Annotated in this window: 1 protein-coding gene; it reads left to right on the forward strand. The window is 50.0% G+C overall.

Annotated elements, in window-relative coordinates; all coding sequences use genetic code 11:
- Positions 1–76: 76 nt before the first annotated feature.
- The coding region (rplD, locus tag AAEY88_RS15395) for a 50S ribosomal protein L4 (RefSeq protein WP_350563790.1) at positions 77–238 on the forward strand (162 nt) is incomplete at its 3' end.

Genomic DNA, 238 nt, shown 5'->3' on the forward strand with positions numbered 1-238 from the left:
GCGCAGTTCCAGGCGCTACCAATGGTGACTTGATTATCAAGCCAGCAGTTAAAGCTTAAGGTCTGAGGAGAGAGTAATGGAATTGGTATTGAAAGACGCCCAGAGCGCTCTTGAAGTTTCCGAAACTACCTTCGGCCGTGACTTTAACGAGGCATTGGTTCATCAGGTAGTTGTAGCATATGCTGCAAACGCGCGTCAGGGCACTCGTGCTCAAAAGACTCGTGCGGAAGTAACTGGC

This window comes from Psychrobacter sp. CAL346-MNA-CIBAN-0220 (assembly GCF_040309805.1).
Taxonomy (GTDB): Bacteria; Pseudomonadota; Gammaproteobacteria; order Pseudomonadales; family Moraxellaceae; genus Psychrobacter.